The sequence below is a fragment of the Mycobacterium sp. IS-1264 genome (assembly GCF_001954195.1).
GTDB lineage: Bacteria > Actinomycetota > Actinomycetes > Mycobacteriales > Mycobacteriaceae > Mycobacterium.
The window spans coordinates 204,325-226,217 of sequence record NZ_MBES01000074.1; the positions used below are offsets into that span (position 1 = coordinate 204,325).

At 68.2% G+C, this 21,893-nt stretch carries 22 protein-coding genes and 4 tRNA genes; 10 read left to right on the forward strand and 16 right to left on the reverse strand.

All coding sequences use genetic code 11. From position 1 onward, the window contains the following. Positions 1 to 3 precede the first annotated feature (3 nt). From A5744_RS19535 to A5744_RS19545, 3 genes are all read right to left on the reverse strand, one after another. Positions 4 to 78, reverse strand: a tRNA-Val gene (locus A5744_RS19535). 14 nt (positions 79 to 92) lie between these two features. Beyond that, positions 93 to 166 (reverse strand) — tRNA-Cys (locus tag A5744_RS19540). 28 nt (positions 167 to 194) lie between these two features. Further along, positions 195 to 267, reverse strand: a tRNA-Gly gene (locus A5744_RS19545). Positions 268 to 445: 178 nt separating this feature from the next. Here A5744_RS19545 and A5744_RS19550 point away from each other — a divergent pair. Then, positions 446 to 517 (forward strand) — tRNA-Val (locus A5744_RS19550). 103 nt (positions 518 to 620) lie between these two features. On the opposite strand, the gene A5744_RS19555 is transcribed toward A5744_RS19550, so the two are convergent. The 3 genes from A5744_RS19555 to A5744_RS19565 all read right to left on the reverse strand — a co-directional run bounded on the left by A5744_RS19555 (position 621) and on the right by A5744_RS19565 (position 4,685). Next, positions 621 to 1,619 (reverse strand): YncE family protein, encoded by a 999-nt coding sequence (locus tag A5744_RS19555; RefSeq protein WP_170874539.1) that lies wholly within the window; start codon positions 1,617 to 1,619, stop codon positions 621 to 623. 152 nt (positions 1,620 to 1,771) lie between these two features. Beyond that, positions 1,772 to 3,421, reverse strand: coding sequence for an NHL repeat-containing protein (locus tag A5744_RS25245; protein WP_076063826.1), 1,650 nt, complete (start codon positions 3,419 to 3,421; stop codon positions 1,772 to 1,774). 1 nt (position 3,422) lies between these two features. After that, positions 3,423 to 4,685, reverse strand: a complete 1,263-nt coding sequence (locus tag A5744_RS19565) for a hypothetical protein (RefSeq protein ID WP_083679338.1) — start codon at positions 4,683 to 4,685, stop codon at positions 3,423 to 3,425. A 482-nt stretch (positions 4,686 to 5,167) separates the two neighbouring features. Between A5744_RS19565 and A5744_RS19570 the strand changes: the two genes are divergently transcribed. Further along, a complete protein-coding gene (locus A5744_RS19570) occupies positions 5,168 to 5,791 on the forward strand; it encodes a DUF4352 domain-containing protein (protein WP_240563111.1) in 624 nt (207 codons plus the stop codon). 124 nt (positions 5,792 to 5,915) lie between these two features. Beyond that, a complete protein-coding gene (locus A5744_RS19575) occupies positions 5,916 to 6,209 on the forward strand; it encodes a hypothetical protein (protein ID WP_076063828.1) in 294 nt (97 codons plus the stop codon). Positions 6,210 to 6,358: 149 nt separating this feature from the next. Here the strand turns inward: A5744_RS19575 and A5744_RS19580 are convergent, their stop codons facing one another. After that, positions 6,359 to 6,838: a helix-turn-helix domain-containing protein gene (locus A5744_RS19580; protein ID WP_076063830.1), complete on the reverse strand. Its 480-nt coding sequence runs from the start codon at positions 6,836 to 6,838 to the stop codon at positions 6,359 to 6,361. A gap of 113 nt (positions 6,839 to 6,951) precedes the next feature. Here A5744_RS19580 and A5744_RS19585 point away from each other — a divergent pair, with 113 nt between their 5' ends. Then, the gene (locus A5744_RS19585; RefSeq protein ID WP_076063831.1) at positions 6,952 to 7,452 is read left to right on the forward strand and encodes a hypothetical protein; all 501 of its coding nucleotides are present in this window, start codon (positions 6,952 to 6,954) and stop codon (positions 7,450 to 7,452) included. Positions 7,453 to 7,777: 325 nt separating this feature from the next. Then, a complete protein-coding gene (locus A5744_RS19595) occupies positions 7,778 to 8,599 on the forward strand; it encodes an enoyl-CoA hydratase/isomerase family protein (RefSeq protein ID WP_139331429.1) in 822 nt (273 codons plus the stop codon). On the opposite strand, the gene A5744_RS19600 is transcribed toward A5744_RS19595, so the two are convergent. From A5744_RS19600 to A5744_RS19610, 3 genes are read right to left on the reverse strand one after another with little or no spacing between them, the layout of a single operon-like run. Next, positions 8,594 to 9,382, reverse strand: a complete 789-nt coding sequence (locus A5744_RS19600) for an MBL fold metallo-hydrolase (protein WP_076063837.1) — start codon at positions 9,380 to 9,382, stop codon at positions 8,594 to 8,596. The two genes, A5744_RS19595 and A5744_RS19600, sit on opposite strands and share 6 nt — an antisense overlap. Next, on the reverse strand, positions 9,375 to 10,907 hold the full coding sequence (locus A5744_RS19605; RefSeq protein ID WP_076063839.1) for a long-chain-fatty-acid--CoA ligase: 1,533 nt from the start codon (positions 10,905 to 10,907) through the stop codon (positions 9,375 to 9,377). The genes A5744_RS19600 and A5744_RS19605 overlap by 8 nt, the downstream gene beginning before the upstream one ends. A 16-nt stretch (positions 10,908 to 10,923) precedes the next feature. Further along, the gene (locus A5744_RS19610) at positions 10,924 to 11,853 is read right to left on the reverse strand and encodes a DMT family transporter (protein ID WP_076063841.1); all 930 of its coding nucleotides are present in this window, start codon (positions 11,851 to 11,853) and stop codon (positions 10,924 to 10,926) included. A 65-nt stretch (positions 11,854 to 11,918) separates the two neighbouring features. On the opposite strand from A5744_RS19610, the gene A5744_RS19615 reads away from it, so the two are divergent. The 4 genes from A5744_RS19615 to A5744_RS19630 are packed head-to-tail and all read left to right on the forward strand — an operon-like array spanning position 11,919 to position 15,115. Beyond that, a complete protein-coding gene (locus A5744_RS19615) occupies positions 11,919 to 12,530 on the forward strand; it encodes an ABATE domain-containing protein (protein ID WP_076063842.1) in 612 nt (203 codons plus the stop codon). A 51-nt stretch (positions 12,531 to 12,581) separates the two neighbouring features. Next, entirely contained in the window at positions 12,582 to 13,370 is a 789-nt protein-coding gene (locus tag A5744_RS19620; protein WP_076063844.1) for an SDR family NAD(P)-dependent oxidoreductase, read from the forward strand. 17 nt (positions 13,371 to 13,387) lie between these two features. Beyond that, entirely contained in the window at positions 13,388 to 14,311 is a 924-nt protein-coding gene (locus A5744_RS19625; RefSeq protein WP_076063847.1) for a catalase family peroxidase, read from the forward strand. A 21-nt stretch (positions 14,312 to 14,332) separates the two neighbouring features. After that, on the forward strand, positions 14,333 to 15,115 hold the full coding sequence (locus tag A5744_RS19630) for a sulfite exporter TauE/SafE family protein (RefSeq protein WP_076063849.1): 783 nt from the start codon (positions 14,333 to 14,335) through the stop codon (positions 15,113 to 15,115). A gap of 9 nt (positions 15,116 to 15,124) precedes the next feature. Here the strand turns inward: A5744_RS19630 and A5744_RS19635 are convergent, their stop codons facing one another. Both A5744_RS19635 and A5744_RS19640 read right to left on the reverse strand, forming a co-directional pair. Further along, positions 15,125 to 16,231: a glutamate--cysteine ligase gene (locus A5744_RS19635; protein ID WP_076063851.1), complete on the reverse strand. Its 1,107-nt coding sequence runs from the start codon at positions 16,229 to 16,231 to the stop codon at positions 15,125 to 15,127. A 60-nt stretch (positions 16,232 to 16,291) separates the two neighbouring features. Then, complete coding sequence (locus A5744_RS19640; RefSeq protein WP_076063853.1) at positions 16,292 to 16,729, reverse strand: anti-sigma factor antagonist; 438 nt, start codon at positions 16,727 to 16,729, stop codon at positions 16,292 to 16,294. A 151-nt stretch (positions 16,730 to 16,880) separates the two neighbouring features. Here A5744_RS19640 and A5744_RS19645 point away from each other — a divergent pair, with 151 nt between their 5' ends. Then, positions 16,881 to 17,492: a TetR/AcrR family transcriptional regulator gene (locus tag A5744_RS19645; RefSeq protein WP_076063855.1), complete on the forward strand. Its 612-nt coding sequence runs from the start codon at positions 16,881 to 16,883 to the stop codon at positions 17,490 to 17,492. Between the two features lie 7 nt (positions 17,493 to 17,499). On the opposite strand, the gene A5744_RS19650 is transcribed toward A5744_RS19645, so the two are convergent. From A5744_RS19650 to A5744_RS19665, 4 genes are read right to left on the reverse strand one after another with little or no spacing between them, the layout of a single operon-like run. Then, positions 17,500 to 18,165 carry a DedA family protein gene (locus tag A5744_RS19650; protein WP_076063856.1) on the reverse strand — a complete coding sequence of 222 codons (666 nt, stop codon included), beginning with the start codon at positions 18,163 to 18,165 and terminating at the stop codon, positions 17,500 to 17,502. Next, positions 18,162 to 18,992 (reverse strand): SGNH/GDSL hydrolase family protein, encoded by an 831-nt coding sequence (locus A5744_RS19655; RefSeq protein WP_076063858.1) that lies wholly within the window; start codon positions 18,990 to 18,992, stop codon positions 18,162 to 18,164. Before A5744_RS19655 ends, A5744_RS19650 begins: the two co-directional genes overlap by 4 nt. A 10-nt stretch (positions 18,993 to 19,002) precedes the next feature. After that, on the reverse strand, positions 19,003 to 20,496 hold the full coding sequence (locus A5744_RS19660) for a TfuA-like protein (protein WP_076063860.1): 1,494 nt from the start codon (positions 20,494 to 20,496) through the stop codon (positions 19,003 to 19,005). Then, on the reverse strand, positions 20,493 to 21,782 hold the full coding sequence (locus A5744_RS19665) for a YcaO-like family protein (RefSeq protein ID WP_083679341.1): 1,290 nt from the start codon (positions 21,780 to 21,782) through the stop codon (positions 20,493 to 20,495). Before A5744_RS19665 ends, A5744_RS19660 begins: the two co-directional genes overlap by 4 nt. Between the last annotated feature and the right edge of the window lie 111 nt (positions 21,783 to 21,893).

Consider the following 21,893-nt stretch of genomic DNA (forward strand, 5'->3'; position numbering starts at 1 on the left):
CGCTGGTGCGCGATACTGGGATTGAACCAGTGACCTCTTCCGTGTCAGGGAAGCGCTCTCCCGCTGAGCTAATCGCGCTGGGAGTCGAACTTTGGAGGTGGAGACGGGAATCGAACCCGTGTGCACGGCTTTGCAGGCCGTTGCCTCACCACTCGGCCACTCCACCGCTGGGATTGATGCCACTTGCACCTTCGAGCGGATGACGGGATTCGAACCCGCGACCCTCACCTTGGCAAGGTGATGCGCTACCAACTGCGCTACATCCGCGCGCAACGGACGAGATCGTCGCCCGGTGCGAAGGACGACGATAGTCCACGTAAGCGGGCCCACACAAATCTCTTGACGCGGGCCGTGTCCAGGCTATCGCGCGACCCTCGCGGGCGCAGCTGGCGTCCCGCGAAGTCCCGGCCGTGCTACCCTTCGACGTCGTTCGCCTCTCGGCGCCGGTCCCGTGGCTCAGTGGGAGAGCGTCCGCTTCACACGCGGAAGGTCGCTGGTTCGATCCCAGCCGGGACCACCCTGCTGACCTGCACGAACACCGCCGGGTTTGGTACAGGTTTGGTGCACCCACGCTCCTTGGCGTACAAGACAATCCGTCGCCCGGCGGGCCCTTGCAACCACTATCGAGATTCGATCACCGACACCGTGTTGTCGCCGCCGTTGGTGACGTAAACGGCGTGGCTGGCCGGATCCACCGCCACCCCGCCCGGGTGCGTGCCGACGGGCACGGTGGTGGTGACGGTGCGGGTCGAGGCGTCGATTACCGACACCGTGTTGTCGCGGTTGTTGGTGACGTAGACGGTGTGGGTGCCCGGATCCACCGCCACCCCGTCCGGCTGCTTGCCGACGGGCACGGTGGCGGTGACGGTGCGCGTCGACGGGTCGATCACCGACACCGTCCCGTCGCCTTCGTTGGCGACGTAGACGGCGTGGCTGCCCGAGTCCACCGCCACCTCGCCCGGGTGGCCGCCGACGGGCACCGTGGCGACGACCGTGCGTGTCGAGGCGTCGATCACGGTTACCGTGTTGTCGAATTGATTGGCGACGTAGACGGTGTGGGTGCCCGGATCCACCGCGACCCCGACCGGGTGGCCGCCGACGGGCACGGTGCCGACGACCGTGCGCGTCGAGCCGTCGATCACCGACACCGGCAGCGCGGGGCCGCTGTTGGCGACGTAGACGGTGTGGGTGCCCGGATCCACCGCGACCCCGATCGGGTGGTCGCCGACCGGCACGGTGGCCGTGACGGTGCGCGTCGACCCGTCGATCACCGCCACCTTGTTATAGGCGCTGATGACGTAGACGGCGTGGGTGCCCGGATCCACCGCCACCCCGACCGGGTCCTGACTCTTGCCGACGGGCACGGTGGCGGTGACGGTGCGCGTCGAGCCATCGATCAGCGTCACCGTGCTGTCGTCGACGTTGGTGACGTAGGCGGTGTGGGTGCCCGGGTCCACCGCCACCCCCGACGCCCACTTGCCGACGGGCACCGTGGCCGTAACCCGGTAAGTCGGCGGCGTCTTACTGCATCCGGTGACGCCGATGTCGGCCCCGGCGAGCAGCACGAGCGCTGTCGCGGCGGTCGCGATGGAGAGCGCCGCGATTTTTGCGTTCTTCATGACTTGGCTTTCCTTTCCGCCGAACATTGGGTCGCCGCGCGCGGCTGGTGTGGTCGGTCACGTCAAGGCTGCGGTGGGCGCCTTGCGTGTTTCTTGCTTGGTTCTTGTGCCGGTTCAAACACCTTGCAGCGCAGGCAAAATCGTGCGACGCATCAGTCCGCCGCCACCTTCACCACCTCGGCGCTATCGCGGTCGGTGACGTAGACGGCGCCCGACGCGTCCACCGCCACCCCCCACGGCTCGCCGAGACCGGCAATTGGCAGCACAGTTTGGGTGTTCGACCCGGCCGCGAGCTTCACGACCCGCTTGTTGGCGGAGTCGGCGACGTAGACCGCGCCCGCCGTGTCCACCGCCACGCCGTGCGGGCCGCCGACTCGGCTGAAGCCGGTGAACGGCAGGACCGTTGGCTTGTTCGACCCGGCCGCCAGCTTCATGACCTTGTCGAAGTCGACGACGTAGACATCGCCGGCGGTGTCTACCGCAAGCCCCCCAGGGTCGCCAAGGCCGGTGAACGGCAGGACAATTGGCGTTTTAGACCCGGCGGCCAACTTCAGCACCCGATTCTTGCGGTAATCGGTGACGAATACATCGCCCGCGGTGTCGACCGCGACATCCCGGGGGCCGACGCCGGAAAACGGCAGCACGGTCTGGGTATTGGAGTCCGGCGCCAACTTCACCACTCGATTGGTTGTGTTGTCGACGACGTACGTGTTGCCGGCGGTGTCGACCGCCACGCTCTCGGGGAAGCCGAGGCCGGCGAACCGCAGGTCGGTTTGGGTGTTGGACCCGGCCGCCAGCTTGACTACCCGGTTGCGGTGCTCGCCCGGGCTGTTGTTGACGACATAGACATTGCCGGCGTTGTCCACCGCCACGGCCCAGGGATCGTCGAGGCCGGTGAAGGGCAGTACCATCTGTCGGCACGCCGGCGGCGCCGTCGACTGCGCCGACGAGAGCTTTACGACTCTGTTGTTTTGGCCGTCGGCCACATACACACTTCCGGCGGTGTCGACCGCCGCACCCTCGGGGCCGGTGAGGCCGGTGAACGGCAACACCGTCTGGCTGCACGATCCGGCTGCCAACGTCACCGCGGCGTTGTTGAAATAGTCTGTGACGGAAACCCTTCCAGCCGTGTCCACCGCCACCCCGATGGGGCCTCGGAGGCCGTCGAATGGGAGCACGGCCTGGGTGGTCGCGCCGGCCGCCAGCTTCGCCACCCGCTTGCCGCCGAAGTCGGCGACGTAGACGGTGCCCGCGCCGTCCACCGCGACACCGCGCGGGAGGCCGAGGTGGGTGAATGGCAGCACCGTCTGGGTGGTCGACCCGGCGGTCAACTCGACCACCCGGGCGTTGAGGTAGTCGGCGACGTAGACGGCGCCGGCCGCATCCACTGCCACGCCATCCGGGCCGTTGAGGCCCGTGAACGGCAACACCGTCTGGGTGTTGGACCCGGCCGGCAGTTTCACGACCCGGTTGTTGTGGTCGTCAGTGACATAGACGGAGCCGGCTTTGTCCACCGCCACGCTGTCGGGGTAGTTGAGCCCGCTGAACGGCAGCACCATCGGGCTGTTCGACCCGGGGGCCAACTTCACCACCCGTTGGTTGCCGCTGTCGGCGACATACACCGCGCCGTTGGTATCCACCGCGACGCCGGCGGGGTGGTTGAGACCGCCCAGCGGCAGCACGCTTTGTTGGGGCGCCGGCGTCGACCGCGAGTGGCACGCTGCGACGCCGGTGACGGCCACGGCGAGGGCGACGATCGTGGCGTTTGCGCGTTGCCGCCACGGCCGCTGGTGCGGTCGCACGCTACTTCTCGCCCGGGTAAGGCACTGCGCTGATGACCGCGCCGCCGTTGAGCGGCGGTCCCAGCAGAACGTTGGTGGTGCCGGCGGCGGGGTCGTACTCGAGCAGCGACTGGGCGGGCCCGCAACCGGCGACCGTGGCTTTGAGGTCGAGGTTCCCGCCGTGGACGCCGATCACGTAGATGCTGTGACTCGGATCGACGTTGGGCACCGACACCTTGGACACCGTGCCATCGGGGTTGAGCTTGCCGAGGTGGATGGCGCCGCATCCACCCGCGTACTGGACATAGGTGCCGGCCGGCAGTTGCCATGCGCTTATGTCGCCGTTGTCGTGCGACGCCGGGTCCGTTATCGGCGCGGTCAGCGCGGTCGGTGCCGAACCGTCGATGGGGACCAGCCAGAGCCGTGCGCGCTGGTTTGCGACACTGCAGTTGGCGAGGACGGCTTTCGCGTCGGCGTCCCACCATCGCACCGGTGAGCAGCTTCCTGCCGCAGACGACAGCTCCTTACCGACTGTTCCGTCGTTGCCCATCAGAGCAAGGCCGGAGGCGGTACCCAGCACCAGCTGCGTGCCGTCCGGGGTTGCGAGGTACTGACCGTCGTAGGCGCTCGCGAGCTTGTCGGTCGGATAGGTCAGCTGCGGATTGCCGGCCAGGTCGACCCGCATCAGTTTCTTGTCCACTGTCAGCAGCAGCGCCTTGCCGTCGGGGCGCGTGAAACGAGGTGCGACAGACGAGCCATCAACGGTGAATGTGGTGCGGGTGCCGTTGTGCAGGTCGAGCTCGGTGATCACCGTCGATTTTCCGGGGCCCGCGGAGGCCCAAACGGCGTGGCTGCCGTCGCCCGACCAGTCGACCCCACTGGGTTCAGCGTTCGGCGGGAAGGTGGTGATCGCGTAGCGACCGCCCGCCGGGTCGACGAGGTACAGGGTGACGGGGACCGTGTCGGGCGCCGGCGAGCCCGGAGGCCGCGACCCGCCGGGAGGCACGCTCTCGGCCGGGCTCCATGTGGCGAGCATCCAGCCCGGACCGACTTGCGACCAGGGCACGTCGCCGATCGATTTCTCGACCCCATGAGCCGCCATCTCTGCAGCCGCGGTCGGCACGGATGTCGTGGGGCTACCCGGCGCTTGGTGCGATGCGGTCGCGTCGTTCGACGAGCACCCTGCCGCCAGAACCGCGGCCAGCGCGACGAGGCCTGCGCGCCGTCGCCATGTCCTCCCCGGGGCTTCGTGGCCGCCGGGCGCGTGGCGCAAACTTGCAATCATTTCGGTTCCTTTCCCGCGAGCGGTAAGTGGTTGGGAGCGTCACCGTTCACGGCTGCTCTGGCAATTGCGGCAACGATGTCGCTGATACCTTGCGTGATTCTTGCGCGGTTCTTGTGCGCCCCGCCGCGAGGTAGGGAGCCTCAGGCCTAAGGCGTCCGCGACCAACAACTGCGCGTCAAAGCCGCCCTCGACAATGTCGCGGACACTTTTGGCACATATGACAAGCCCTTGAGTCCGAGGGGAAGCACGGACTACGCCGCGGCCGCCGTCCGACCGACCGCTGCTGCTCTGCCGCCTTGGCACCCTCGGCGCTCGCGGTCTAACGGCATCCGTGGCTCCGACTGGCCGTACGGGTTGTTGTCAGCCATGAAGTGGGCGCAATGGTGATTGTCGAACGCGCAGTCGACTCATCAATTGATTCGAAGTCTTTCGGCCGTGAATCGACTCCAGAGCAGGAGTTGATCACGTAGAGTCCGCGAACTGTGACCACGCCATCCAACTGGAATCCCTACCCTTACCAACCGCCGCGGAAGCGCCCGGTGTGGCCGTGGATCCTTATCGGCGTTGTGGCGCTTTTCTTCGGTGGCTGTGGAGCGCTCATCGTCATTGGTGCGGCAGTCGGTCACCACACAGGCAAGACCGTGACGCCTTCCGCTCAGCATGCGCCGACGATGCCTCCTTCGATCACCATCACTACGACGACCAAGGCGCCCCCGGCCGCAGTGGGACAGGAAGCACGCGACGGCGACACCGTGTTCGTCGTCACTTCGGTCGACCAGTCCAAGATTGCCGGCATTCCATCTAACCAATTCATGCAGGTGACCGCGCAGGGCGTTTTCCTGAACGTCCATATGACCGTTACTAATGCCGGCAACAAACCCCAGACGTTCTTCGCGACGAACCAGAAACTGAAGATCCACGACAGCGTATTTGAGGCCAACAGCGCTGCTGCGATGTGGACGCAAGCCGCCAACGTGCCCGTAAACCCAGGCAACAGCATCCAAGTTGTCGTGTCCTTTGATGTTCCGGTCGGGACTCCTCCGAGCGGTACGCTGCAGCTGCACGAGTCAATCTTCTCAGCAGGCGTCCAGGTCCTTCTCACCTGAGTTCCGCCACGCTTGCCGCGAATGTGACTCCACGAGGCGCGATATCGACCACCCGACCACTCCGACCAAAATCGTGATCGACTAGTCCCAGCCGCTACAGAGCGCGAGACAAGGACGGTGGACGATGGCAGCCAACCAAGAGGGCATCGGCGTGCTGAAACTCGAATGCCCGCAACGCCACCCCGTGGGTCGGATCCTCAAGGAGGCCCCGCACCAGTCGGTCGTGTACGACCCCGGCGCTATGGTCGGGGATCGCCGATTCTGGCCGGATGAGCAGGACCAGCCGCAGTTCAAGACGCACTGCCGCTTCTGTGACAAGCCGGTGAGCGAGGCCACGACCACGCTGCAGGGCCAACTGGCCACCCTGGTCGCCGACGCCTCGCAGACCATCGGAACCGTCACGATGCAGTTCGTCTAGTGCCGTGAGTCGTTAATTCGCGGTCGGGGTTGGGGCTGGCACGGGCATCTTCACCCAACGTGCTCTCAGGGTGAGATTTCGCGAAATTTTCCGCCACACGTGCACGTTCGGCGCAGCGAAAGCTTCTCGGCGGCACGAGGATCGGCAAGTCACACAGCGCCTCTCCGGCGGGCGCCCGGTCCGGGCACGGGTTGAAGCTCGCGGGCGGACAGGAGAGTGTCGTCGTGGGGGCAGCGAAGGATGGCCTCGACGGGATGGCCGCAGTCGCGGTGCAGTATCTGGACCGGTGGTCCGTCAGCGTCGGCTTGCCAGCGGTCCCCCCATTGCATGAGGGCGATGACGGCGGTGATGAGGTCCAATCCTTTGTCGGTGAGCCGGTATTCGTGTCGCTCCCGTTGTCCAGGTTCGCGATAGGGGACTCGCTGCAGTAGCCCGGCCTCGGTCAAAGTCACCAGGCGTTCGCTGAGGATGTTGCGCGCGCATCCGATGCGAGCTTGGAACTGATCGAATCGGCGGGCACCGTAGAACGCCTCCCGCATGACGAGCAGGGTCCACTTTTCGCCGACGACCTCGAGCGCCCGCTTGATCGAACAGTTCTCCGCGGTATAGCTGTCACGCAGGTCAGGCATGGCCTCAGCCTACCAGAGTTTGACATTGCAACTCAGCTCCAGCTAGCCTGCGTTGTGTAAAACAACTCAGGGTGCTTTGCGAGGCCCGCCCTCGAACCGGAAGGCGCACTGCTATGCCCATGCTCGACGTTTACATCCCCGAAGATGCTTTGCCGGAGGAAACCGAAACCCGGCTCCTGCGCGAGCTCGCCGAGATCTTGATCGAACACGAGGGAGCCGACCCGTCCGATCCCGTCGCGCGATCCTTGGCCAAGGTGTGGCTGCATCGGCCCGCGGCGATGCTGCATGCGGGTGAAACACCTTCGGCCCCGCACTACAAGGTGATCGCCTCAGTGCCGCAGGGCCAGCTCGACGACGCGCGCACCGCAAGTGTCGTCGCCGCCATCACCAACGCGATCCTGGCCGCCGAAGACGGGCGTTACGACCAAGACGCCCTGAGGATCTGGGTCATTGGCAACGAAATCCCCGACGGCAACTGGGGTGCCGGCGGACGCGTGGTCCGTCTGGCCGACATCGCGGCCGCAGTGCTGCGCGACTCCGGCAAAGGACGCGAGTACGCCGAGCAACGCCTCGCCGGACAACAGGCCACGCTCGTGGGATCGACCGGTGGCTGACATCGCGGCGGGGGCCAGAGGGCCGGCGCTCGACCAATGGGCCGCGTCACGGGCTGTCGGGTTGCCGCGCAACAGCATTGGTCGACAATTGACACAATTGGTCACCGACACCGTCGTTGCCGCCTGCGCCGTAGTCATAAGACCGCGGCGCAGGAGCCGGCCCACACGACCCCACTACCACCGGCGCGAAAGTTTCGTCGAGGACGCGGCCATGTCCCGCGAGATGTTCAGGCTGTAAGACCTCGAAAGCATCCGAGGAGGGTCGGGGCGTTACAGTCTTGGGGCGCGATGTTAAGCGCCGGCGCGTGAGAGGAGCCCCGTGGCGATACCGGACGACACCCCTCGCCCGCCCGAGGGCGACTGGCTGGGGACCCCGTATTTGACCTTCGAGCGCCAGGGCCCGATTGCGGTGTGCACGATCGACCGGCCTCAAGCCCGCAACGCCCTGACCCCCGCGATGTACTTCGGAATCCGTTACGCCATAGGGCGTGTCACCGAGGACCCGGACCTGGCCGGGCTGCTGATCACCGGAACCGGGGACGTCTTCACGCCTGGCGGCGACATGGGCGGCGGGGGAACGACGGACAACTGGATGACGTTCGGCTCGGCGCTGGGCATGGACGTCACGCCGTTCGACGCGGTGCGCACGTCGGCCAAGCCCGTTGTGTCCGCGGTCAACGGGCTGTGCCAGGGCGGCGGCATGCAGATCGCGCTGTGCAGCGACCTGTCCGTGGTCAGCGAGCGCGCGACCTTCCGGGTGCCCGAGCTGTTCCGCGGCTACGCCGACACCTATTACAGCCAGATGCTGCTGCGCGTGATCGGGCCGGTCCGCACCCGCGACCTGATGTTTACCGGCCGGGTGCTGACCGCCGCCGAGGCCCTCGACTGGGGCCTGGTCACCCGGATGGTGCCCGACGACGAGCTGCTCGCCACCGCCAAAGACCTGCTGGCGCAGGTGTGCCGGACCGCGCCGCGCGCCCGCGGCGTCATCAAGTCCAGCATCGACAACTACCTCGGCCTGTACGACCGCATCGGCATGACGGCCAGCCTCACCGACGCCGAGGCGCGCGAAGGCTTCCGCGCGTTCAAGGAGCGCCGCTCGCCGGATTGGGTGCACCCGGAGCTGCGCACCGAGGGACGGCTATAGGTCGATCCACTCGCCGCGCGCGGCGACCCGCAGCAGGCCGGCGATCCCGGCCTGATCGAACGCCGCGGCGAATTCGTCGGCGCCCTCGCTGAAGTGGGCCCAGCCGTCGACGTGCGCCGGTATTACCACCTTGGCGCCGAGCACCTCGGCGGCCGCGGCCGCGCGCGCCGACGTCAGCGTCAACGGCCGGCCGTTCTCCTTGGTGGGCACGCTCGCCGCGCCCGCGAACAGCACCGCGACGTCGATCTCGCCGACCCGATCGGCGATGGCCTTGACCGCGCTCAGCGAGGCGTTGTCGCCGCTGAGATACACGGTGGGCACGCCCGGCCCCGACAGCACGAAGCCGGTCACCTCGCAATTGACGTGGCCGCTGGCGTCACGCTGCCCGTCGGCCGGGCCGTGGACCGCGGGAACGGCCTGCGCCGCAAGCGAACCCGAGCCGCCGGGCAGGTCATACGACTCCCACGCCGGAACGCCCACCGCGGGCGGGCCCAGCCGGTCGGCGGCGCCGGGATTGGTGAGCACCAGCGGGGCGGCGAGCGCCATCCGGCGGCCGTCGTCGTCGAGGTTGTCCGGATGCTGGTCGTGGCTGATCAATACCGCGTCCACCGGACCCAGCGCGTCGGCGCCCACCGCCGGCCCGGCGAGCTTGGTCAGGTAGGCGTGCGCACCGGGCGGGTCGAAGGTCGGATCCATCACGATCCGGCGCCCGGCGATGTCGATCACCGTCGTCGGCCCGCCCAGCACGCTGATCGCAAAGTCGCGTCGCCGCGAGTCAAACATTGCGTGCCCGGCCTTCCCAATACGGTTCGCGCAGCGCGGTTTTGAGGATCTTGCCGCTGGCGTTGCGCGGGAGCGACGGCACGAACTCGACGGTCCGCGGGCATTTGTAGCCGGCCAGGTGGCGGCGGCAGAACGCGATGATGTCGTTCGCGTCGACCTCGTCGGTGGCCACGACGATCGCCTTGACCGATTCACCCCAGAAGTCGTCGGGCACGCCGATCACGGCGGCGTCGGCGACGGCGGGATGCTTGATGAGCACGCTTTCCACCTCGGGGCCGTACACGTTCTCGCCGCCGGTGATGACCATGTCCTTGAGCCGGTCCTCGATGTAGACGTAGCCCTCGGCGTCGAGGCGGCCGATGTCGCCGGTGCGCACCCAATCGTCGGCGGTGATCGTCTCGGCGCTGGCCTCCGGACGGTTCAGGTAGCCGGTCATGTTCTGGTTGCTTCGCACCCAGATTTCGCCCGGCTCGCCGGCGGGTAACCGCTCGCCCGTTTCGGGATCGACGACTTGAATCTCGGTGCCCAGCACGGCTTTTCCGGCGGACAGCTGCAGGTGCGGCCGGTCGGGGTCGCGGTGGTCGTCGTCGCCGAGCGCCGTGACGGCCCCGCACAGTTCGGTCTGCCCGTACACCTGGACGAACTTCGTCTCGGGCCAGGTTTCGAGCGCGCGGTGCAGCAGGGGCGACGGCATGGGCGCCGCCCCGTAGACGATGTAGCGCAGGCCCGCGATCGCGGCGCTCGCCGACTCGCCGGCGTCCAGGAACCGGGCGATGACGGGTGGCACAAAGAACGCGTGGGTCGCGCCAGCCCGCACCGCCCCGATCAATGCCGCGGCGTCGGGCTCGCGGGTCATGATCGTCGGCGCCCCCGCCGCGATGCCGAACAGCGCATACCCGATTCCGCCGACGTGGAAGAGGGGCATCGCCACGAGATTCGCGTCCCCGTCGGCGAACGGGAACGCCGGCGCCAGATTCGCCGCGTGATTAACCAGCGCGCGCTGGCTGAGCAGCACGCCCTTGGGTCGCCCGGTGGTGCCGGAGCTGTAGATCACCAGCGCGGTTTCGCCCGCGTCGACCTCGGCGGCCTGCGCGGGTTGCGCTGCGGCGAGCAGGGATTCGTACTGGTCGTCGATCACCACGATGCGGTCCAGGCCGTCGACTCGCGCGGCGGCCGCCTCGGCGGCGGCCCGCAGTTCGGCGCCAGCGAACAGCAACCGCGGGCGGCTGTCGGCCAGCACGTGCGCGAGCTCATCGCCCATCACTCGCCAGTTGACGACGGTGGTCACCGCGCCGATCGACGCCGCGGCGAACAGGATTTCCAGGCAGGCCGGGTGATTCTTGTCCAGGAACGCGACGCAGTCGCCGCGCCGCACGCCGGCGGCTTGCAGCGCACCGGCCGCGCGCCGAATCCGCGACCACCACTGGGCCCACGACCACTGCCGCGCGCCGTAGCGGATCGCGACGTCGTCGGGCCGCCGCCGGGCGTGCTGCTCGACCAGCCCGGCGAGCGTCGTGCTGTCCATAAGCCCTCCGCTGATCTCAATTTGTTCCACTCTGTGATACGCGGTCCCGCTCCGGCATGTGGCGGCGGGCCGGGGTTTCGGATCGACGCGCGCTGGCGAGGTAGCCGGCGGACAGCACCATCGCGCAACCGCCGAGCTGCAGCACGGAGGGGCGCTCGCCCAGCACGGCGGCGCCCAATACGACCGCGCCCACCGGAGTCAGCAATAGCAGCGCAGAGCTGACGGTGCTGGGGACGCGGGCCGAGAAGAAAGCCACGAACAACCAGCCGAGCAACTGGCCCGTCACGGCGACCAGCATCAACCACCCCAAGGCGCGCCAGCCCGGCCACAGGTCCAGGCCGTGCCACCGGGGTCCGGCGGCGACCGCCACAGCAGCCGACGTGGCCAGTAGCACCGCGTAGGTCTGCATGGGTTGGCCGGCCTGCCCGCCGCGTCGCAGCAGAAACAGGAATCCCGAGTAGCACAGCGCGGCACCGATCGCGTGCGCGGTGCCCAGCGGGGGGTTGCTGCCTGAGATCCCGTGCTCCAGCACCCCGCCGGCGAGCGCGACGCCGACCAAAAGTGCGGGCAGCGCCAGCAGGAACTGGAGTGAGACCCTCTCCCGGTCGACGAGCCAGCTCAACAGTGGGACGACGGCGACCTGGGTGTTGACCAGGACGGTCGACAGGCCCACCCCCACCTCCGGTATGGCCTGCGTCCACAGCAACATGTCGCCGGCGAACAGGACACCGCAGCAGACGGCCAACAGCAGGCCGCGTCGTGACAGACCACGGCCACGTTGCCATTCCGGGATAGCGAGCGCGACGACCACCGGCAGCGCGAACAGGCAGCGTGCGGCCGTCGCGGTCGCCGGCGTTGTCGCGGCCAATTTGAGGAACACGGCCGAGGCGGACAGGCACAGCGCGCCGACGCCCAATCCGACCCGGTCTGCAGGTATGCATCTCATACCGATACGCGTACCCCACTGCCTAATGGTTAAATCGATATTTAGGAATTAGGCGGTGATGGCTGATGGTGCGCTCGGAGGCTGCCCTACTCGACCTGCGTGGGGGTCATCCCGCGGTCGACCTGGTCAATACGGTGGCGTGGCGGGGTGACCCGCAGCGCCGTACGGAATACCTGGAGGACTACCTCGACCTCGCGGCGTGGGCGCGTCACGCCGGTGTGCTGTCCCCAGGCGAGGCGCGTGAGCTCGCCCAGTGGGCCGACTCGCACCGCGATGCCGCCGGCAAAGCGCTGCGTCAGACCGTCCGGCTCAGAGAGGCGCTCCATCGCGTCTGGACAGGGTGCGGGTCGACCCGCGACGCCGGCGCGATCGCCGACGCGTACCGATCCGCGCTGCGGGCCCAACGCCTCACGATCGACGGGGATGTCGGCGCATGGCATGAGGCGACGCTGATCGCCCAAACGCCGCTGCATCGGCTGGCCGCCGAAGCGGTGACGCTGTTGACCACCGTCCCTTTCTCGCGCATCAAGGGATGCGGCGACTCCGCCTGCGGCTGGCTGTTCGTCGACGGCAGTCACCGGCAGAACCGCCGCTGGTGCAGTACGGCCGACTGCGGCAACCGGGCGCGGGTCCGACGGTTCTATGAGCGCACCCGGGACGGCCGGCCGGGTCAGTAGCGCGCGGCGCCCTGGGCGCGCACCGGGCGCCGGTGTGCCACTATCACTGCCATGATCAACGCCGATCGCGCCGTGTCCCGCACCTTCGTCGTGACGGGCGCGGCGTCCGGCATCGGCCTGGCCACCGCGCGGCGTCTGCTCGCCGAGGGAGGCACCGTCATCGGCGCCGACGTGGCCGCCCCACCCGACCTCGGAGCCGACTTTCACTTCGTCACCGCCGACATCACCGACGAGGACGCCATCGCCGCGGTGCTGGCCGCCGTGCCCGACCGCCTCGACGGCGTGTTCCACGCGGCGGGCGTCGCCGGCGGCGGGCCGGTGCACCTGCTTGACCGCAAGGAATGGGAGCGGGTGATCGGCATCAACCTCACCGGCACGTTTCTCGTGGCTAAGGCCGCGCTGGCGCGAATGATCGAGCAGGACCGCGTCGACGGCGAACGGGGCTCGATCGTCACCGTCGCCAGCATCGAGGGCCTGGAGGGCACCGCGGGCGGCAGCTCGTACAACGCGGCCAAGGGCGGCGTCGTGTTGCTCACCAAGAACATTGCGCTCGACTACGGCCCCAGCGGCATCCGCGCCAACGCGATCTGTCCCGGCTTCATCGAAACACCAATGGCGCAAAGCGTTTTCGGCCTGCCCGGCATGGAGGGCCCGCTGGCCTCCATCACCGAGGAGCACGCCCTGCAGCGGCTCGGCCAACCGGACGAGGTCGCGGCCATGGCGGCCTTCCTGCTGTCGCCCGACGCGTCCTTCGTCAGCGGCCAGGCCATCGCCGTCGACGGCGGCTATACGGCGGGTCGCGATCACGGCGTCGTCAAACTCTTCGGCTTCCCCGACTAGCGCCTTAAGATTCGCGCATGGTCACTCCTGACGACGCGATCGAGGCGATTCGAAGCACCGGGGGAGCGCAGCCGGGCTGCCGGGCGTTGCACGCGAAAGGCACGCTGTACCGCGGCACCTTCACGGCGACACCCGACGGGGCCGTGCTGTCCCGCGCCATGCATCTCGACGGCTCGACGGTCCCGGCGCTGATTCGCTTTTCCAACGGATCGGGAAACCCGACGCAGGCCGACAACTCCCCGGGCGTGCGCGGAATGGCGGTGAAGTTCACCCTGCCCGACGGCTCCACGACGGACGTCTCGACCCAGACCGCGCGGCTGTTCGTGTCGAGCACCCCGGACGGCTTCGTCGACCTGCTGAAGGCGATGCGGCCCGGCCTCACCACGCCGCTGCGCATGGCCCGGTACTTCCTCACCCACCCCCGGCTGCTCGGCGCGCTGCCGCTGCTGCGCGACGCCGGCAAGGTCCCGGCAAGCTACGCCACCACCGAATACCACGGGCTGCACGCCTTCCGCTGGATCGGCGCCGACGGCAGCACCAGATTCGTTCGCTACCACCTGATCCCGGCGGCGGGGGAGGCACCTAGCTCCGGATCCGCCTCGGGCCAAGACTTTCTCACCGACGAGCTGGCCGCCCGCCTGGCCGGCGGGCCGGTGCGGTTCGACTTTCGCGTGCAGATCGCCGGGCCGAACGACTCCACCGTGGACCCCTCGGCGCCGTGGCAGAGCACCGAGACGGTCACCGTCGGCACCCTCGAGATCACCGGATTGGACACCGAACGCGAACGTGGCGACGACATCGTGGTATTCGACCCGATGCGTGTCACCGACGGCATCGAACCTTCCGACGACCCGGTGCTGCGGTTCCGCACGCTCGCGTACTCCGCGTCGGTCAAGCTACGCACCGGCGTCGATCGCGGTCCCGAAGCGCCGTCCGCCTGACGCGGACTAAGCTCCTCGGGAGTGCTGCTCTCCCATGTGCTGTTGATCGCCCTGGCCGGGTTTGGCGCCGGTGCCATCAATGCGCTCGTCGGGTCGGGCACGCTGATCACGTTCCCGACGCTCGTCGCCCTCGGCTATCCGCCGGTGACGTCCACCATGTCGAACGCGGTCGGTTTGGTGGCGGGCAGCGTGTCGGGCACTTGGGGTTATCGCGCCGAGCTGCGCGGCCAGTGGGATCGGCTGGCCTGGCAGATCCCGGCATCGCTGTCGGGCGCGATGGTGGGTGCCTTCCTGCTCCTGCACCTGCCCCCGACGGTGTTCGCCCGGGTCGTGCCGGTGCTGCTGGTGCTGGCCCTGATCCTGGTGGTGATCGGGCCGCGAATCCAGTCGTGGGCGCGCCGGCGCGCCGAGGAAGAGGGGCGCTCGGCCGAGCACATCACGCCGACGCGAAAGGCGGTGCTGGTGCTCGCCACCTTCGGCATCGGCGTCTACGGCGGCTATTTCACTGCGGCGCAGGGCATCCTGCTGGTCGGCGTGATGGGCGCGCTGCTGCCGGAGTCGGTGCAGCGGATGAATGCGGCCAAGAACCTCTTGACGCTGGTGGTGAATGTTGTTGCTGCGGTGAGCTATACGCTGGTAGCCTTCGATCGCATCAGCTGGCCGGTCGCCGGGATCATTGCGGCGGGCTCGCTGATCGGAGGATTCCTCGGCGCGCGCTACGGGCGTCGGCTGTCGCCAAATGCGTTGCGCTCCACCATCGTCGTGGTCGGCCTCATCGGGCTGTATCGGCTGCTGACGGTATAGCAGTGTCGGTCAACTCAGCGTGGCGTCCGCGGCTGCCGCGATGACGTCCATCACCTCGCGGCGTTTTCGCCAAGCCCGCAACTGCCGTATCGCCCCGTTGCCCTGCGCGGCGATACGGTCGAGTTCCGTTGTGACGCGGTCGTATTCACCGAGCGCGTCCAGCGCGGGGCGCAACCGTTGCACCAGGGTATGCAGCTGTTCACGGGCCGGCACCGCCCCGCGGCCGCCGACCAGATCGAGCGCATGGCCCGCCAATCCGTCGTGGGCGGCCTTCCAATACGCCGCCCGCAGTGCCGCGGGTTGCAGGCGCCCGACGTCGTCGCCGCGGCCGCGCGCGGCCAGCGCCGTCATCACCGCGGCCCGGATCAGGGTGGCGAGCAGCACGGTCTCGGCGACGGTCGCCGGCACGTCGGCCACCCGGACCTCGATGGTCGGGAAGTTCTCCGACGGGCGCACGTCCCAATAGATCATCTTGCGATCGAGGATCACGCCGCTGTCGATCAGCATCGCCACGGTGCGGTCGTAATCCTCGGGCGCCGGGAAGAACGGCGGCGGCCCGGCGACGGGCCAGCGTCGCCACAGGACGCTGCGCCAGCTCGCGTAGCCGCTGTCGGCGTTGCGATACAGCGCGGAATTCGCCGACAACGCCAGCAGCGACGGAAGCCACGGCCGCAGCCAGTTGCTGACGTGGATGGCCGCCGCCCGGTCGGGCACCTCCACGTGGACGTGGCATCCGCAGATCCCCTGCTCGTGGGCGATCATGCCGAACTGCTCGCCGATTCGCCGGTATCGCTCGGTGTCCGTGACGGGAAACTCGTGCGGCGTGGCCGGCGGCAGCCCCAAGGCCAGCAGCCGAACCCCGGCGGCCTCGGCGGCCTGCGCCGCGGTGCGCCGCAGCCGGATGAGTTCCTCGCCGAGTTCCGCGCTGCCGCTCACCACGCTGGAGGTCGTTTCGACCTGGCAGCTGCTCAGCTCGAGCTGCAGTGTGACGCCGCGGCGCTCGGCTTCGTCCGCCACCGCGGTGTTGCGCGGCGCGGGCTCGCCGGTGCGCGGGTCGACGAGGAGGAATTCCTCCTCAACACCGAAGGTGGGCCGGAAACTGGGAAGATCGCTCATCCAGCCTCCGAGGCCGAGAAGGAAAGCGACTGTGGCCCAACGTCTTTGGCGGAAGCCAGCTCACCAGCGAGCGGGCATCGACAGCGCGGAGTCCGTCGTCGGATAGATGGGCAGCAGGCCGCCGAGCCCGCACGCGTCGATGACTCGGGCGACGACGGGCTGGCGGCTGACCACGCGTAGTTCGATGCCACGGCGATGACATTGTTGCGCCTGATCGGCGAGCACCGCGAACGCGCAGCAGGCCATGAAGTCGAGGCCGGTGACGTCGACCACGAGGGGGCCGGGCGGGGTTGCGACGTTGGCCGCCTCGGTGACCAGGTGGCGCCAGGCGTGCTCGTTGCAGGCGTCGATCTCGCCGCCGGCGTTGATCAGCACCGCGCCTTCGCACCGATCGGTGGTCGCCCGCAGCCTGCTGTGGGGGTCGCCCAGCTCGTAGACCAGCCGGGTGCTGAGCATCAGATGGGGCCGCGATATCGGTTCTGAAATGACCGGACTCATGATGGACTCCCTTCCACCGGCGCTTGGCGCCGGGATGGATGCCCGTCCTGCACGTCTGAAGACAGACTTTCGCGGATCGCGAATCTCATTTGTATAACGAGACAGGCCGGTCTGTCTACTGGCTGGCCTTAAGAGTATGGTGAGGCGGGTCATGACAACGCCTGATGTCGCGACGCCAGCCACCCCGCCTCGTGAACGCATCGTGAACGCCGCATACGAGCTGTTCAGCAGGCGGGGCATTCGCGCGGTCGGCACCGATCAGGTGATCGAGCGGGCCGGTGTGGCCAAGGCGACGCTGTACCGGCATTTCGCGACCAAGGACGATCTCGTGTTGGCCGTGTTGCAGCGCCGCGAGGAGGTCTGGACGCACGGTTTGATCGAGGCGCAGTCACGCGAGCGCGGCACCACGCCGGAGGAACAGCTGCTGGCGATCTTCGACGTCATGCATGACTGGTTTCAACTTCGCGACGGCTATGAGGGCTGCTCGTTCATCAACGTGTTGCTCGAGTTGGGAGCGGATCACCCGGCCGGGCAGGCCAGCGTCGCGCACATCGACAACGTCCGCGACATCGTCCGCCAGCGCGCCGTGGCCGCGGGCCTGTCCGACATCGAGGACTTCGCCTGGTCCTGGCACATCCTGATGAAGGGCGCCATCATTCTCGCGGCGGTGGGCGATCCCAATGCCGCCCTGCGCGCCCAGAAGATGGCCCGCACCCTGATCGATCAGCACCGCACGCCGACGGAGGATGAGGGGGTCGGCTAGCCCGACATCAAGCAGCGTCGACGGCCGTCGTGCCGGTCTTGCGTTCGTGCTCGGCTTCGAGTTCGGCGATCGCGCGGGATGTGCGCTCCCGCAACAGGATCGCCGCGACGCCGCCGGCAACCACGGCGACGACAAGCGCGATCCAGGAGAACCGTTCCAGCCACCGTTCGGCGGCCATTCCGGCGAAATAGACCAGGGCGGTGGTGCCGCCGGCCCAGCAGATGCCGCCGGAGACGTTGGCCGCGAGGAAGCGGGGGTAAGGCATCTTCAGCGCGCCGGCCAGCGGCCCGGCGAAGATTCGCAGCAGCGCGATGAAGCGGCCGAAGAACACCGCCCGAACTCCCCAGCGGTTGAACAACTTTTCGGCGAGCGCCACGTGCCCGGGGCCGAAGTGTTTGGGAAAACGCCGGCCGAGCTTGTCGAACAGCGGCAGGCCAAACCGGCGCCCGATGCTGTAGCCGATCGAGTCGCCGACGACCGCGCCGATGACGGCGGCCGCGCCGACGCCCATCGGGTTGACGGCGAGGTCGTGATGCGAGGACATCAGGGCGGCGCTCACTAGCACGATCTCGCCGGGAAGGGGCACGCCCAGGCTCTCGATCCCGACCACACCGCCGACCACGAGGTAGACCGCGAGCGGCGGGATCGACTGCAGCAAAGCCTGAACATTCATGGGTCAAGGATGCCTGACGGGCGCTCGATCCGCGCCGCAATGCCCTCCGCGCGGACCGGTTCCAGGCGCGGACGCTTCGGCACCCGCCCGTCGGCCGACGACAGACCGCGCATGCGGCGCCAAATCCAGGGGAAGAAACTGTCCTGCGCCCAGCGCAGGTGGCCGTAGGCGCCGGCGGTGAACGAGCGCGTGGGGTTGAGGCTGGCCGCGGCCCAGTCATGATTGCTGTCGGGCAGCCCGAGGGCTTCGGCCGCTGCGGCGGCAAACAGGATGTGCCCGTGGGTGGACGCGTGCACGCGGTCGATGCTCCAGGTCTGCAGGTCGCGCATCGACGGCGCGCTGTACAGGTCGACGAGCCTGAATCCGTAGCGGTCGGCGGCGACGCGGATCGCGGTATTGATGCGGGCGAGCCGCGGGCCCACCACCCGGCCGAGGGGGAGGAACTGCGCGACGTTCGGGAAGGTCGTCGTCACCACCGTCGCCCCCGACTCGGCGAGCGCGGCGTAGACGTGGTCGAGGTCGGCGAGGGCGCGGCCGAAGGATCGTCCGGGCTGGATGACGTCGTTCATCCCGGCGCAGACGGTGATCAGATCCGGCCGCATCGCCAGTGCCTCCGGGACCTGCTCGCGGAGGACGTCGGCCACCAGCTTGCCGCGGATCGCGAGGTTGGCGTACTGCAGACCCGGATAGAGCGAATCGAGCATGGCCGCGAGCCGGTCGGCGAATCCCAGGACGCCGACGGTGTCGTCGCCGTCCCACAAGCCCTCGGTCTGGCTGTCCCCGATGGCGACGTAGCGGCTGTAGCCGGTCGGATTGACCTCGCGCACGAAGCCGAGACTAACGGCTACCCACCATCGTCGCGTGGCCCCGACCGAGGGTGCCGACTTCGAAGGTCGGCAGCTGGTCATCGGCCGCTGCCACGGCAAATAGCGAACCGGCCGCGTAGAAGGCGTCCTCGGTCATCAGCCCACGCCGGGCCAGCGCTACGCGGTCCACCGGGGTGCCCCACCGGGCGCCGAAGAGGTTCTTCAGCTGTGTCGGATCCGGCCGGTGAAGGTTCAAGTGCGGCTTCTGGAGTGCCAATTCGTCACGCCTGGCCACCGCCCGCGCGGCCAGCTCGCGCCATTCGGACTGCCTCGGATCATCGCGCAGCAGATCGAGGAAGTGCTGGATGGCCGGCAGCGAGCGGCTGAAAAACAGCGTGCGCGTGACGATCCGGGCCGATATCGCGATCGGATCGGCACCCATCGTTTCCCGCTCCTCGGCGGTGAGCCATTGCTCGCTGACCGTTTCGGGAAAGCCCGACTCGTCGATGATGCCCGCGGCCAGCGCGTAGCGGTGCGCCACGGTCTGCAGGGCCGCCAGCTTTTGTTCGTCGGTGTCGCATGACGCACCGGCGGTCACCTCGGTGACGGCCGCAGCGGCACGCTCCTTCACGCTGCCGGGCTCGCCGGGATGCTCCGACGTCCAGTACCAGGCGGCGACCTGCTCGAGCGCGGGGAGATACGCCCAGTGGTCAGTCGCGCACACGCTCAGCAGCGACAGCACCTCGTCATCGCGAATATGCACGATCGACTCGTCGCCGTTTTCGGCCGCTACGGCGACAGCCGTCGGCGGTGCCCAACGCTGCCGCCACCGGTGCGACCACACCGTTGGAGGCGGGCCCGGCGCGGCGGTACCGCCACCGGGCCCACGGGCAATCTCGCGCAGCGCGAGCAGCGCATCGGCATGTTTGACGTCGACCCGCATCGACCGCAGCCGCTTGGCCAGCTCTCGGCTTTCCGGGACGTGCAAGGCGTCCAGCAGCCGGTTCCAGGTGCGCATGGTGAAAGGTGTGCGGCGCGCTTCGTCGATGAGTCGATCGGACAACGATGCGGCTACCACTCCGGATTCGACTGCGGCCCTGAGGGTTTGACGGATGTTGACCAGGGCATCGACAAAGACCGGGTATCCGTCCTCGGGATGGCCGTGCACCATGCCTACCTCGTCGTCGGCCTCCAGCCAGCCATCCCGGTAGCCCTCGAAGACCCAGCCGTAGCCTTCCATGCCGAATTCGTGCAGTTCCGCCGCGCGCAACGCACCCATGCTGGACGAGCCGACAACCCGCACGCCGTCGTCGATCAGGGTGAGGAGTTCTTTGTGGCGGACGGAGGCCGACTGAAAGAAAAGCCCGTCGACGATCAGCAGCGTATCGCCTGGCCGCAACCCGTACCCGAGAGCATGTCCGAACGAAATCGGTTCCACCACTTCAGCTTTGGGCACCACGGTCCGGATGTCGTCGACGCCGATGGTGGGTCCGGCTGTCACGACGATGCGCGCGGAAGTTGTCATGCCGGGGCCTGCAGCGGGGTCCGCATCGGCGAGACGATCGATGCCATTAGGCCGGGGGCGATGACCTTGACGACGGGGACGCATCCGCCGGGGAAGTCGCACACCACGGCCAGCGGCTCGGTGCCCGACCGGGTGGCAACCGCGGTGGCTGCCGACGCCGTCAGCTCGGCCAGCGAGTCGGTGCCCTCGATCTGCCACGGCCTCGGTTCCGCGGTGGGCATCGACCGCATGGACCGTGCCGCGGCGCCGTAGGTGTGCAGGCGGGCAAAGCGTTGGTAGATGGCCGCGGGCAGATCTTCGCGCGCTCCGCTGATGGCGGTCAGCCGGGATTGCGCGGCTTCGGTGATCGCCCGCGACAATGCCACGTTTGGGTCGTGATGCAGCCCGCTGCCGCTGAACGGCACCTCCACCGCCGGCGACGTCAGCTCCGCTGCGAAGCAGAAGAAACCGTCCCAGGTGTCGAGCCGGGCGATCTGCAGTTCGCTGCCCGCCTGGTGAACCTTTTCGACCAATGGGGCGCAGTCGGAGGCGGCCACGTCGTCGAGCGGCACGTGGAACAACGTCGACCCCGGTTCGGCGGTGGCAAGGCTATGCCGTTCCATAACCTCGTACAAAGCGTGCAGGGTCGCCTCGTCGTAACTATTGCCCGAAGCCAATCCTGTGGTGTCCATCGCGAACATCGGCGGTCCCCAGGAGTCGGTGACCGCCACGTTCACCAGGACGGCTAACCACGGCACCCAGGTCTGGCGGCGGGTTAGCAACGTCGTTGCGATCATCCAATCGAGCTTGACGCCGGGATGGTAGAGGCTACCCCAGGGACGGTTGAGGTCGGCGGGATCGTAGGTCAGCTCGGCGGCGAGATTTGTTGTGGGCGTGCGTAATAGGTCTGGCTTGACGTTCTCGACGTGCCAGTTCTCCAACGACTCCATGACCGCGGAGACCTGCGCGGCGCGATAGGTGGTGGCCTTGCCCTGGCTTACCGTCAACGTCAGCGAGGCCGGTCGCACCGCCTGCACGGTCGGAATTCCGATGTCGTCGAGCCAGGTGAGGTCGGCTACGCGGGTGATGCCGGCGGGTGCCAGCAGAGGTTGGACGGCAGACCAAGTTTGATCGGGGGAGATGATGCGGTGGGTGCCCGAGCGGTAGGCGATTCTCGCTGAATCGGGGTGGCCTAAAACGCGAGCCGGCCAGTGCGACCAATCCGGGCCGGCCAAATCCTGGGCCGATTTGGCCGATTGGGCCGATCGGTGAATGTCGTGAGTGTCGAATCCCGACAATTCCGACATAGCCTCACGGTACTTAGTCGGCGCGCCGGGAGTGAGCGTTTTGATAATGGCGGGAGTCCTATCTCGTCAGGGCGTGAGACGAGACTCCCGCCATGTTTCCTCAGGCGACCG

What these genes read in the sequence shown, in the direction of transcription:
- A5744_RS19605 (WP_076063839.1), bottom strand. Translation starts at nt 10,907, where the DNA reads ATGGACAGCACGACGCTCGCCGGGCTGGTCGAGCAGCACGCCCGGCGG.
- A5744_RS19625 (WP_076063847.1), top strand. Translation starts at nt 13,388, where the DNA reads ATGGTCACTCCTGACGACGCGATCGAGGCGATTCGAAGCACCGGGGGA.
- A5744_RS19580 (WP_076063830.1), bottom strand. Translation starts at nt 6,838, where the DNA reads ATGCCTGACCTGCGTGACAGCTATACCGCGGAGAACTGTTCGATCAAG.
- A5744_RS19660 (WP_076063860.1), bottom strand. Translation starts at nt 20,496, where the DNA reads ATGACAACTTCCGCGCGCATCGTCGTGACAGCCGGACCCACCATCGGC.
- A5744_RS19640 (WP_076063853.1), bottom strand. Translation starts at nt 16,729, where the DNA reads ATGAGTCCGGTCATTTCAGAACCGATATCGCGGCCCCATCTGATGCTC.
- A5744_RS19555 (WP_170874539.1), bottom strand. Translation starts at nt 1,619, where the DNA reads ATGAAGAACGCAAAAATCGCGGCGCTCTCCATCGCGACCGCCGCGACA.
- A5744_RS19600 (WP_076063837.1), bottom strand. Translation starts at nt 9,382, where the DNA reads ATGTTTGACTCGCGGCGACGCGACTTTGCGATCAGCGTGCTGGGCGGG.
- A5744_RS19585 (WP_076063831.1), top strand. Translation starts at nt 6,952, where the DNA reads ATGCCCATGCTCGACGTTTACATCCCCGAAGATGCTTTGCCGGAGGAA.
- A5744_RS19575 (WP_076063828.1), top strand. Translation starts at nt 5,916, where the DNA reads ATGGCAGCCAACCAAGAGGGCATCGGCGTGCTGAAACTCGAATGCCCG.
- A5744_RS19565 (WP_083679338.1), bottom strand. Translation starts at nt 4,685, where the DNA reads ATGATTGCAAGTTTGCGCCACGCGCCCGGCGGCCACGAAGCCCCGGGG.
- A5744_RS19635 (WP_076063851.1), bottom strand. Translation starts at nt 16,231, where the DNA reads ATGAGCGATCTTCCCAGTTTCCGGCCCACCTTCGGTGTTGAGGAGGAA.
- A5744_RS19615 (WP_076063842.1), top strand. Translation starts at nt 11,919, where the DNA reads ATGGTGCGCTCGGAGGCTGCCCTACTCGACCTGCGTGGGGGTCATCCC.
- A5744_RS19610 (WP_076063841.1), bottom strand. Translation starts at nt 11,853, where the DNA reads ATGAGATGCATACCTGCAGACCGGGTCGGATTGGGCGTCGGCGCGCTG.
- A5744_RS19645 (WP_076063855.1), top strand. Translation starts at nt 16,881, where the DNA reads ATGACAACGCCTGATGTCGCGACGCCAGCCACCCCGCCTCGTGAACGC.
- A5744_RS19650 (WP_076063856.1), bottom strand. Translation starts at nt 18,165, where the DNA reads ATGAATGTTCAGGCTTTGCTGCAGTCGATCCCGCCGCTCGCGGTCTAC.
- A5744_RS19620 (WP_076063844.1), top strand. Translation starts at nt 12,582, where the DNA reads ATGATCAACGCCGATCGCGCCGTGTCCCGCACCTTCGTCGTGACGGGC.
- A5744_RS19665 (WP_083679341.1), bottom strand. Translation starts at nt 21,782, where the DNA reads ATGTCGGAATTGTCGGGATTCGACACTCACGACATTCACCGATCGGCC.